This window comes from Chryseobacterium sp. CS3K3.1, assembly GCF_059515165.1.
Map to the genome: position 1 here is coordinate 78,657 of NZ_JCAKRV010000023.1, position 11,555 is coordinate 90,211.

Annotated in this window: 7 protein-coding genes; 2 read left to right on the forward strand and 5 right to left on the reverse strand. The window is 39.9% G+C overall.

The genetic code is table 11. From position 1 onward, the window contains the following. Nucleotides 1-27: 27 nt before the first annotated feature. Genes AC5YGI_RS19125 through AC5YGI_RS19145 form a run of 5 tightly spaced genes read right to left on the reverse strand, consistent with a single transcriptional unit; the run spans nucleotide 28 to nucleotide 7,930 of the window. Nucleotides 28-1,002, reverse strand: a complete 975-nt coding sequence (locus AC5YGI_RS19125; protein WP_496169297.1) for a glycoside hydrolase family 43 protein — start codon at nucleotides 1,000-1,002, stop codon at nucleotides 28-30. A gap of 21 nt (nucleotides 1,003-1,023) precedes the next feature. Continuing rightward, a complete protein-coding gene (locus AC5YGI_RS19130; RefSeq protein ID WP_496169298.1) occupies nucleotides 1,024-2,133 on the reverse strand; it encodes an endo-1,4-beta-xylanase in 1,110 nt (369 codons plus the stop codon). A 10-nt stretch (nucleotides 2,134-2,143) separates the two neighbouring features. Continuing rightward, entirely contained in the window at nucleotides 2,144-3,589 is a 1,446-nt protein-coding gene (locus AC5YGI_RS19135) for an MFS transporter (protein WP_232719807.1), read from the reverse strand. Nucleotides 3,590-3,617: 28 nt separating this feature from the next. Continuing rightward, the gene (locus AC5YGI_RS19140) at nucleotides 3,618-5,522 is read right to left on the reverse strand and encodes a sialate O-acetylesterase (protein WP_496169299.1); all 1,905 of its coding nucleotides are present in this window, start codon (nucleotides 5,520-5,522) and stop codon (nucleotides 3,618-3,620) included. A gap of 32 nt (nucleotides 5,523-5,554) precedes the next feature. After that, entirely contained in the window at nucleotides 5,555-7,930 is a 2,376-nt protein-coding gene (locus AC5YGI_RS19145; RefSeq protein ID WP_330746081.1) for a beta-L-arabinofuranosidase domain-containing protein, read from the reverse strand. Nucleotides 7,931-8,444: 514 nt separating this feature from the next. Between AC5YGI_RS19145 and AC5YGI_RS19150 the strand changes: the two genes are divergently transcribed. Further along, nucleotides 8,445-9,131 carry an NUDIX hydrolase gene (locus tag AC5YGI_RS19150; protein WP_330746080.1) on the forward strand — a complete coding sequence of 229 codons (687 nt, stop codon included), beginning with the start codon at nucleotides 8,445-8,447 and terminating at the stop codon, nucleotides 9,129-9,131. 795 nt (nucleotides 9,132-9,926) lie between these two features. Next, the gene (locus AC5YGI_RS19155; protein ID WP_496169301.1) at nucleotides 9,927-11,501 is read left to right on the forward strand and encodes an RICIN domain-containing protein; all 1,575 of its coding nucleotides are present in this window, start codon (nucleotides 9,927-9,929) and stop codon (nucleotides 11,499-11,501) included. Nucleotides 11,502-11,555 lie beyond the last annotated feature (54 nt).

Sequence of the window (11,555 nt, forward strand, 5' to 3'; positions counted from 1 at the left end):
TGAAAAATTTTAAATTATTAAAGATGACTATGACTGGTCTTCCAGACCTTCAATCGTCTTGATTTTCCCTTCCTGATCGTATTCCAGTTCAATCACTTTCATGCTTCTCAGCCAGGTTTTACCGCCACTCGGAACAGAATCATGGAAAAACAGATACCACTTTCCTTTAAACTCCACGATGCTGTGATGGGTAGTCCATCCTACCACCGGAGTAAGAATTTCTCCCTGAAAAGTAAACGGTCCGTAAGGATTATCTCCGGTTGCATAGCAAATCAGGTGGGTGTCTCCTGTAGAATATGAAAAATAGTACTTACCATTGTACTGATGCATCCATGATGCTTCAAAAAAGCGGTGTTTATCACCATGAAGCAGCGGTTTTCCATTTTCATCAATGATGACAACGTCTTTAGGAGCTTCCGCAAATTCAAGCATATCATCGCTCAGCAGAGCCACTTTTGAATGGATTGCGGGTTCATCATTTTCAGGAATTACAGCAGATTCAAGTGCCTTATTATCTCTGTAACGCTGTAATTGTCCGCCCCAGATCCCTCCGAAATACATATAATATTTTCCTTTATCTTCAAAAATGCAGGGATCGATGCTGTAGCTTCCCATCATCGGATGTTTTTCAGGAATGAAAGGTCCGTAAGGTTTGTCACTCACAGCAACCCCGATTCTGAAGATATCATTTTGGTCTTTCAGGGGAAAGTACATATAATACTTCCCGTCTTTGAAAGCAACATCGCAATCCCAAAGCTGTCTTCCCGCCCATGGAATATCTTTTACCGAAAGCACTACACCATGATCTTTAATTTCTCCGCTGTCCACATCATCCATTGAGAAAACATGGTAATCATTCATATCAAAATGGTCTCCGTTATCGTTTTCTTCAATTCCGCTTTCGCGGTCGTGGGAAGGGTAGATATAGATTTTATCTTCAAAAACATGAACGGAAGGATCTGCCATATAATCTTCCGGGAATAAATATTTTGATTTTTTCATTAAGTAAAAATTCTATTGATTTTAATTTTTCTCTGCCAGTTTTATTATTTTTTGTACCACAGGTTTCTCCTGGTCTTTCCTGTCAAACAGCAACGGGTAATCTGTTCTTCCTTTCACCGGAAAATCGTTTTTCCAGGACTGCTTATCGGTAACACCCCATAAGGTAACTCTTCTTATTTTATCTTTATGTTGTAAGAACAAACCAAAGAAATCAAGGTAACGTTTTTCCCATTTCATTTCTACCTCTTTGGGAAGTCCTTTGGTGTAAGGATTCATTTCTTTCTGATAGGCAACCGTATCCGAAACATTGGCAGAGCTTCCCCACGGAGAAGGCAGTGCACTAATTTCCAACTCCGTAATATTGACTTTAACTCCGGCATTGGAATAGGCCAGAATTGCTTCTCCATATTCATCGATAGAAGGGTTATCCATTCCGACATGGGCCTGCATTCCTACTCCATCAATACGGATTCCTCCTGATTTAAGTTTTTCAACCATTGCAATGACTGTTTTTACCTTTTCAGGATACCATTCATTATAATCGTTGTAATATAATTCTGCATTGGGATCAGCCTCCTGTGCATACTGAAATGCCAAAGGAATAAAGTCTTCACCCAGGATTTCGTAAAATTTACTCTTTCTATAGGTTCCGTCTTCAAGAATGGCCTCATTGACCACATCCCATCCTTTTACTTTTCCTTTGTAACGGGAAACTACGGTTGTAATGTGGTTTTTCATGCGCTGTTTCAATACTTCAGGAGAAACATCTTTTCCATTTTTATCTGTAAAAAACCATTTTGGAAGCTGGGAATGCCAGATTAATGTATGCCCGATGATGAACATCTTATTTTTCAGTCCGAAATCAACAAATTTATCGGCATCATCAAAGAAGAACTTTCCTTCCTGAGGCTGCAGGAACATCGATTTCATACAGTTTTCAGCAACAACGGAGCTGAATTGTTTTTTGATAATCGCTGCAGCTTTCTGATCTGTGCCGTCAATCTGGGGAAGGCTCATGGCAGTTCCGATATAGAATTTATCCTGAAATGCTTTTTTTAAAGTACCGTCAGACTTCTGTGCCGACAGCCCGGAAGCGGTAAGAGCCGCCAAACCAATTAAAATACGTTTCATAGTAATTGTTTTATTTTCTTCTTTCAGCCAGATCTTTTTCAATCTGAACTTCCATTTTTTTGTTGATTTTGTAAAATAAAAGCAGTCCGCAGGCAATGAAAAACGGAATGGACGGGAAGATACTCACAAGCATTTTCGCTCCTGCTGCCACTGTTTCAGGCTGAATCACCTGTTCACTCCCATGTACGGAGATGTATCCGTATTTTCCAATGATCAAAGCTACCAGAGAGCTTCCGATGCTTAGCCCCACTTTCAATCCTACCATCATGGCAGAGAAAATAATAGCCGTTGCCCTGCGGTTGTTCTTCCATTCCGAATAATCGGCCACATCAGCAATCATTGCCCACAAAAGCGGTGTGCTGATTCCATAAAAGAATCCGTGTAAAATCTGCGACAGGAACATAATTCCCACTGCTTTCGGAGGATAAAATATAAAGAACAGAATGAAAAGTGTAGAGATAAATAATGACGCTATGAAAGTATCTCTTTTTCCAAATCTGTCTGCCAGTTTTTTAGAGAAGGTAATGCCGACGATCATCATCACAATTCCTCCTGCATTAAATAATCCGAACCCAGCAGACTTGGGATCTTCTCCAAAGAAATTCATCCCTGCAGAATTAAAAAATGCTGTAATGGGTGAGATAAAACTTTTGAGAGCATTTTCATCCACATAGTTATTGAAATAGTATACATACGATCCTCCTTTCATTGCAAGCGTGATGAATATAAATGCAGTCACGGTCAGCATAATAATCCATGGCCTGTTCTGGAACAAATCTTTTAAATCCTCTTTCAGGCTCGATTTCTGCTCCGGTTTGGGAATGATTCTTTCTTTGGTGGTAAAAAAGGTAATCAAAAGCATGATGGATCCGATCACAGCCAGCCATGTCATAACGGTCTCAATTCCCTGTGCCTTGTCTCCATGTCCTACATATAAAATGATAGGGAGCATAAATACCTGTACAAAGAATTGTGCAAACATTACTGCTACAAAACGGTATGAAGAAATACTGTTCCTTTCTCCCATATCTCCCGTGATAACGCCACTCAGAGCAGCATAAGGCAGGTTATTGGAAGCGTATAATAACAATAATAATGAATAAGTAACTGCAGCATAAATCATTTTACCCTGATAGGAAAAGTGAGGCGTACTGAAGGCTAACAGAGCTGCAATACCAAGCGGTACAGCCGTAAATAAAATCCATGGACGGAATTTCCCCCATCGTGAGCTTGTACGGTCTGCCAGTGCTCCGATAAGCGGGTTAAAGCCAAACCCGGCAATTAAACCTACCGTAAGGGTGATAACAGAAGCATCTTCTGCTTTGAGTCCGTAAATATCTGTATAAAAATAGGTCAGGTAGGTGACTAAGGTCTGAAAAACAAGGTTGGCTGCCAGATCTCCGAGGCTATACCCTACTTTTTCTATTACCGATATTTTTTGTGGCTGATGATCCATTGATTGTAATAAGGTTTTCTATGTTAAATTAATTTTTTTCTGTTGTAAAAGGTGAAGCCGGAAGTCCGCTTTTATTTTTAAGATTGCCGTCCGGGTTGTCTGCCCAGTCGTAGCGTACATTGACAGGGTTGGTGACCTGATCATTCCATACCCTAACTTTATTTCCTTTTGCTTCTGCTTTTGCCCATTGGTAACGGCCATCTTTCTGCTGTATGGCAAAACCATTCAGTTCTCCCTGTATCAGATCGTCTGTACCGGGTTTAAAGGATAGAATAATGGTTTTTCCTTCTGTTTTCATCAACTGATAAACGGGTCCGTCAGCTATGATTTTTTTGCCTTCCCCGACTTTCAGAGCCTGCAAAGCCAACCTGTCACCCACTGTTTTTTTATTGAGCGGATGAATATCATTCCATTCTCCCACATCAATCGTTACCGCAAGTCCTGAATAAGGAACATTAAGAGAAACCTGTCTCTGTTGTTCTCTCAGCTCGGCCCAGTTGCTTTCAATTGGTTCATCTTTTTTCTCCATGAAATTGGCCAGCTGCACAATGAAGAACGGCAGATCATTCTTATTCCATTTTGAACGCCAGTCGGAGATCATTGTTGACAGCAAATCTCCGTATTCTTTTGGTTTTCCTGTATTGCTTTCACCCTGGTACCAGATAAATCCTTTGATTTTATAATTGATCAGCGGATTAATCATCGCATTGTAAAGCCCTACCGGTTTCCAGCGGATAAATGTCTGTCCGGGAGCCATTTTTTCCATTTTTGCTCCTATTTTATATTTCCACTCGCCTTTAAGGTCAGTTTTTTGAACGTCGATTTCCAGATAATACGGTTTATCAGCAATAAACTGTCCTTTTCCGCTGCCATTGATGACTCTTACGGTAATGATATTCTTTCCTTCTTTTAAAACACCTTTCGGAATGTCATACCATCTCGGTGGATATTCATAGGTTACATTGCCTACTTTGATTCCATTGATGTAAGTAATATCGGCATCTTTTATCCTGCCCAGATTGAGAAATGCTGTTTTCTGATCCACTCCTTTTGGCAGAATAATTTCTTTGCGGAACCATACAGAACCGTCAAACGGAGCTTCCTGGTCTTCCCATGATCCCGGAACCATCATGGTTTTCCACCCGGAATCATTCCCGTTATCTTTTTCCCAGTGCTGGTTGAAACCAATATCACTCTGATCCAGCTCTGCATACCATGCTTTGCTTAATGATCTTTCCTGGGATTCTGTAGATTGTATCAGGTCATCGTTTTTCCATTTTTCTGCTTCAGCCAGGTATTCCGGGTATTTTTTCAGTGATTTTTCATCCATCCAGGCCTGAACCGGAGAGCCTCCCAAGCTGGTATGAATAATTCCTACCGGGACTTTATTTTTTTCATTCAGTTCTTTGGCAAAGAAATAGGCAACTCCTGAAAAATCAAGAATAGTCTGAGGATTGGTACTTTCCCACTTCCCTCCGTCAAGGTCATTTTGCGGAGCCTTAAAATTATATTTCTGCGGAACTGTAAAGAATCTTATATTCTGATTATTGGCGTTTTTAATTTCATTTTCATATAAAGGTGTCAGCCTGCGCATCGGAAGTTCCATATTGGATTGTCCTGAGGCTACCCACACATCACCAATAAGAATATCTTTAAGGGTGATCTCATTAATCATCATAGTATATGGGCCTCCGGCATTAAGCTTTGGAAGCATAAGAGACCAGTTTCCCCTTTGGTCTGCGGTGGCGTTATAGGTTTTATTGATAAACTTAATTGTAATTTTTTCTCCTGCATCTGCATATCCCCAGATTTTAAGATCCTGATTTCTCTGAAGGATCATTCCGTCTGAAACCAATGCGGGAAGCCTTACCTTTGCATGAAAACTGCAAATAGCTGCAAGAAAAAATAATAAATATAGAGTTCTGTTCTTCATGGAAAAAATCTGTTTTTAATGTTGGTTCAGCTTTATTTCTTTTCGTAATTTTTTGTCAGTAAACGGACTTCAATGACTTTAGCGGTCATGAGTTTTTCGTCTGCCAGAAATTTTACACTAAGATTTTCTTTATTCTTTTCTGAATCCGGAATCGGAATGACCAGATATTGAGGTAAGGCTCCGGACTTTCCTTCCAGATTTTGGGTAATGACTTTTTTACCGTTGATCTCAATATTCAGCGTACGGCTGGTATTCGCATCAAAGTACAGCAGGTAAAGGTATGAAGCATTTTTTCCGTTATTTTTCATCTGATAACTGAACCAGCCTTTGGCATCACGGAAATGGCGGTCTTCCATATATCCTGTACCAGAGTCTTTGCTTTCTATAAAGTGATCTGATTCCGGCTGCTGTTCTCCCAGCTGGATCTTATCTGTGGTGATCATATCCAGCTTGCTGGTTTCTGCTTCTTCTTTTGCCCTTTGCTTCACAATATTTTCTATCCCGTTTTTGTCAGCCTGAGGCCAGTACAAAATATATCTTTCTGCCTGAATACTGTAAAACGGTACAAGATCTAAACCTTTCCCGAATTTTTCAGACGGATAAAGACCTGTAACGGTAAAGTTGAGCGGTTTATTGTTCGAAGGCGCAACATGACTGACAACTTCTGAAGAATTTCCGAGGATAACGGGAATTTCGTTTAAAGGGATCTGCGGACCATGAGCAATATGGCCTCCTCTGCTATCGTCCGCAAGAAGTCCCTGTTGATTTTCGGTACCGTATGTTGCGGCAAGCACCACAGGACCGTATTTAAATGCATAATAACTGGAGCGGTCAGGCAGCTGTTCTGCGGAAAGATGCATCGGCAGGGTCATTTTCACAACATCACCTTTTCTCCATTTTTTAGTCAGTGTAAAATAGCCGTCGGAACCACGCTGTGCTTTTTCCTGTTTTCCGTTGATCAGAATTTTTACTTCCGAAGGTGTGGTCCATTCCGGGCATCTCAGTTTTAAATCAAATTCTGATTTTCCCGCGGCATCAAAGATCAATGTTGTTTCAGGAACTTCCGGGAAGTTGTTCACCTGACGGAGCACTACTTTTTGCTGTTTCCATGTCAATGTGGAAGGGATAAACAGGTTTACAAATAAATCCTTATCCGACCGGGCATAAATCATTTCCCCATATTTGGCATGGTTTTCCATTCCGGATCCTACACAGCACCAGAAGCTGGTCTGAGGCTGCGAATACACACGGTAATGTCCGGGACGCATTGGCGTAAAGTAAACAAAGCCTCCCTGATCATGATTTTCTGTGGAAAGAATATGATTGTATAATGCTTTTTCGTAATAATCTATATAATACGATTCGGGCTGCGTTGCATAAAGCTCTTTGGTAAGCTTCAGCATATTATAGGTATTGCAGGTTTCCGGACCTTCAATACTTTTTATCATACTGCTGAAATCATTGACAGGGTTAAAATGCTCACTGACACTGTTACCGCCAATAACTGAAGATCTTTTCTCTGTAACGTTATGCCAGAAAAAATCAGCGGCATTACTCCAGGACGTATTGTTTTCAAGATCGGCAATACGCTTGTAGCCGATTACTTTTGGAATCTGTGTATTGGCATGCAGTCCTGTAAGTTTATCTTCTCCTGATAAAAGCGGTGTAAGAATAGCCTGATGGGAAAAACGGTGAGCCAGTTTGAGATATTTCCGGTCATGAGTGATATCGTAAACATCTGCAAAAACTTCGTTGAGTCCTCCATGTTCACTGCGCAGCATATCCTGTATCTGCTCATCAGAAAGATCTGAAACTTCATTTGCCATCCAATCTGTAAGCTTTATAAGCATTGCCTTTGCTTTTTCATTTTTGGCATACCAATACGCATCGCGCAGCCCTGAGTATAGTTTGTGAATATTATATAAAGGTACCCAGCGGTCGTTCAAACCGAAGCCTGAAGCGCGAATATTTCCCTGTTTTATTTCTTTCCAGATTTTTTTCCCGTTGGGAATCCCTGAAATGTATCCGTCCGGAGAGGCTTTCTGGCAGCGTTCCAACTCACTGATCATATAATCAATTCTCTGTTGTATTGCCTTATCTCCTGTAGAGGCGTACATCAGGGATAATGCGGAAATATAATGTCCTCCTATGTGCCCATCCAGTCCGGTATTTTCCCAATTAGGATAATTATCTGCCCTGGGTTTCAACCCGGCTTCTTTAAGATAAGGAGCCAGCAGCCTGTCAGGTTCCATTGCCATGAGATATTGACGGTCTGCCATCATAGCTTTATTGAAAACACTCTCTGATAACTTTACAGTTTCCAAAGGGAAATAATGAATTTTCTTATTCATCTGCGCTGAGGCGAATGAAGCAAAACACAATAAAATAACCGAAAGTTTTGGGGTCATGGATAAATGTTAATTCAACATTTCTAAAATAACAGAAAGAATCTATATACGAAACATTTCCTGAGTCTGTTTGACTTATTTTTTCATTTAAAACTTTCAATAAAGCCCTGAAAACAACAAAAAACATACTACCTTATCATAAAAAATAAGATAATTAATTTACAGTAAAACAAAACCTTAAAACCATATGATTCCCTATGAAAATGAATCCAGGATATGTTTTGGCAAAAATTTCAAAGATATAGCAAATACCTTATCGTATTTTTAACGTTAAGTCCCTTTTCTTGACTATTATTAACATTCTTTTTAATTTTAACACAATTTTAACATTCAATTCATGTATGATTAACCTGATTTCAGTGATATTTTCCGGTTTTGATACCCGTTTTACCTCCCAAAATATCCGTTAGGAATAATTTTAATGAAATAAATCATTCAGATTAAAAAGTGTATGAATCACATTTATATAATATCATATTCATAAAAGCTTTACCTTTGTAGTAAAATATAAAAGATGACTGAGGATTACTCCCAATATCCCAAACACCTTGTTGCTGTTGACTGTATCATTTTCGGTTTTGACGGCGAAAATCTTAAAATCCTTTTGGTAAAAAGAAATTTTGAACCTCAAATGGGCGAATGGTCATTGATGGGTGGCTTCGTTGGCAATGAGGAAACTTCTGATGAGGCGGCTAACAGAGTTCTGTGTACATTGACCGGTCTTGAAAATATATATCTTGAACAGCTGAAATGTTATACAGAAATTAACCGTGAGCCGACAGCCAGAATCATGTCTATCTCCTATTATGCACTGATCAATATTGAGAAAGATATCCAGATCAATGAGCAGTACAGTGCAAAATGGGTGGAACTTCAGAAAGCTCCTGACCTTATTTTCGATCATAACGAAATGGTAAAGGATGCTGTAGCCAGGCTGAGGAGAAGAGCTTCCACAGGACCTATAGGATTTGAGCTTCTTCCTGAAAAGTTCACAATGAAAGATCTTCAGAATCTTTATGAAGCTATTTTTGATGAAAAATTTGACAAGCGGAATTTTACCAGCAAGATCAACAGTATGGATATCCTTGTGAATACGAATAAAAAGGATATGACGTCATCCAGAAAAGGGTCTTTTCTTTATCGGTTTGATGAAAAAAAATACAATAAAAAAATCTCACGGGGATTTATGTTTAAAATCTGACAGGCCAACCTGTTTAATTTTGGAAAAAGTATTCCAGAAAATTAATATTTTGGAATGATAAAAAATTCAGCATACTCTTATTAAAATCTCACTTTTGTGAGATTTTTTTTTGCTCCTGGCGGAAATTTCCAGCAGGACAAACAGTTATTTTGTCTTTTTTCAGAATGCTCGTCATAAAAATTTATGATAAGGTTTTTTCTTTTTTCCTACCACACAAGGCATTATAATTATATGGTTTATAATCCTATTTATGATATGTAATTTTTTGTTAATTTTTAATAAAATATTGATTTATATTTAATATTATGTGTATTTTTATACAAAATTAATAACCATACTTAACAACAGATCAAATTTTCACAAACCCCGAACTTAACTTCGCGGGAACCAGAAAAAGAGAGAAAAAGATTTTCAAATTGCAAACTGAATAGAAATGATTCCAGTATTCTACCTGAAACCGGTATTTAGGCAAGGAGATATGGAGACAAACAGGTTAAACGGTTTAGTCATCTGAAATCAATCCTTATTCAAATCCACCGTTAATAAAAATTAAGAAGTTTTACTTATCTGCGCAATACTCCTGCGCAGGACGGAGAATCAAGATATTGACGGCTAAAAAATAAGACCAAACTTTAAATATATCAAATTATGAGAACAAACAAAATGTGGCTTTTTCTGGCCTTTCTGTTAATCATTCTTTCCAGCTGTTCTACGATGGATGAAAAAAATTTACTAGAAGACCCTGACACCAACTTAAGTGCCTGCGCTAGCGCAAGAGCATTGGCAGCAACACCAATGCTGCATGTCGGAGGCAGATACCTTAAAGACCCGTGTGACAATAATGTCATCTTACATGGTGTCGCCATAACTCCCAGCCCCTGGTTCAATGGTTGTCAGTATGGGGCTAATTCCGGCTACTGTACCTGGGATAATTACAATGTACAGGGCGCTCTGAACTATAATAAAGCTGTCATGAACAAGCTTAGCAGCGCTGCTGATGGCTGGTATCTCAATTACATCCGTCTTCATATTGACCCGTATTGGACCAATGATCCCGGACCGGCTATCCCTGAGAACGATATCTCAAGATTCAATTATAACCGCCTTGTAACGTATACAGATCAGGTGATAATCCCGCTGATTAACCATGCCCGCAGCCTGGGAATGTATGTCATCCTGCGTCCACCAGGTGTATGTCCAAACCGTATTGCTGTGAACGATGCCTATCATAGCTATCTTAAAACCGTATGGACCTTTTTGTCGCAACATCCGGGCCTAAAGAACGCTGACAATGTAATGTTCGAATTGGCCAACGAACCAGTTGAGATTCTGGGCACCAATGGCACATGGGGATCGACTGGAAACGAGCACTTTGCAGCACTTAAAAACTTCTTCCAGCCATTGGTTAACATCATTCGCAACAATGGAGCCAATAATGTTTGCTGGATACCGGGCACAGGATGGCAATCCCATTACCAAGGCTATGTCAATAACCAGATTACAGGTGGTAATATTGGTTATGCTGTTCATATTTATCCAGCTTACTGGGGCGGTCTCAGCAACTATCAAGCCTTTCAGAACGCATGGAATATCAATGTTAAACCGATTGCAGACATTGCACCGATTGCCATTACCGAGACCGACTGGGCACCGCAGGGCTATGGTACTTTTGGTATCGGTACAACAGGTACCGCAGGCGGAAGCGGATTTGGCGCCAATTTAAAATATATCGTGGATCAGTCAGGCAATGTAAGCTGGAATGTTCTTGCCCCGGATAATCTCCTCCACAAAGGCGATCCTAATGCAGGAACAGCCTACAACAACGATTGGGAAGCCTGCGCCGCACCAGTTAAACAGTGGTTTCAGCAATATGCATCCTCCAATTATCCTGTTGGAAACTGTAATACAACCAGCAGCCTGGTTAATAATGGTATTTATGAGATCGAGTTTCAGACCGATGCCAATAAAGTAGTTGATCTAAAATCCGGAGAGGATGCCAATGGCGCAGTGTTAAGACCATGGACAAGGAATGGTGCTGCCGCACAGCGCTGGGTTGCCATTGACGCCGGCAATGGTTACTGGCGTTTTGTATCCAAAGCGAGTGCAACCAATCGCTGCATTGATTTAGCCAGTAACAGCAATACACTGGGAACTTCGATAAGGCTTTGGCAGAACTATGGTAATGATGCACAAGCCTGGCAGGTAGTTGCTGTCTCCAATGGTTATTATAAAATCCTGTCCAAGGTAGACCCTACACGTGGCTGGGACATTCCCAACTGTACCATGGATGGCAATTCAAACTTACACCTTTGGGATTATTATGGTACGTCATGTCAATTGTTCAAGTTTAAATATATTGGAATGAACTGATATCAATAAAAAAACAGGGTGCTTTTTAAGCATCCTGTTTTTTTATTGTATGTG

What these genes read in the sequence shown, in the direction of transcription:
- AC5YGI_RS19125 (WP_496169297.1), bottom strand. Translation starts at nt 1,002, where the DNA reads ATGAAAAAATCAAAATATTTATTCCCGGAAGATTATATGGCAGATCCT.
- AC5YGI_RS19130 (WP_496169298.1), bottom strand. Translation starts at nt 2,133, where the DNA reads ATGAAACGTATTTTAATTGGTTTGGCGGCTCTTACCGCTTCCGGGCTG.
- AC5YGI_RS19135 (WP_232719807.1), bottom strand. Translation starts at nt 3,589, where the DNA reads ATGGATCATCAGCCACAAAAAATATCGGTAATAGAAAAAGTAGGGTAT.
- AC5YGI_RS19140 (WP_496169299.1), bottom strand. Translation starts at nt 5,522, where the DNA reads ATGAAGAACAGAACTCTATATTTATTATTTTTTCTTGCAGCTATTTGC.
- AC5YGI_RS19145 (WP_330746081.1), bottom strand. Translation starts at nt 7,930, where the DNA reads ATGACCCCAAAACTTTCGGTTATTTTATTGTGTTTTGCTTCATTCGCC.
- AC5YGI_RS19150 (WP_330746080.1), top strand. Translation starts at nt 8,445, where the DNA reads ATGACTGAGGATTACTCCCAATATCCCAAACACCTTGTTGCTGTTGAC.
- AC5YGI_RS19155 (WP_496169301.1), top strand. Translation starts at nt 9,927, where the DNA reads ATGCTGCATGTCGGAGGCAGATACCTTAAAGACCCGTGTGACAATAAT.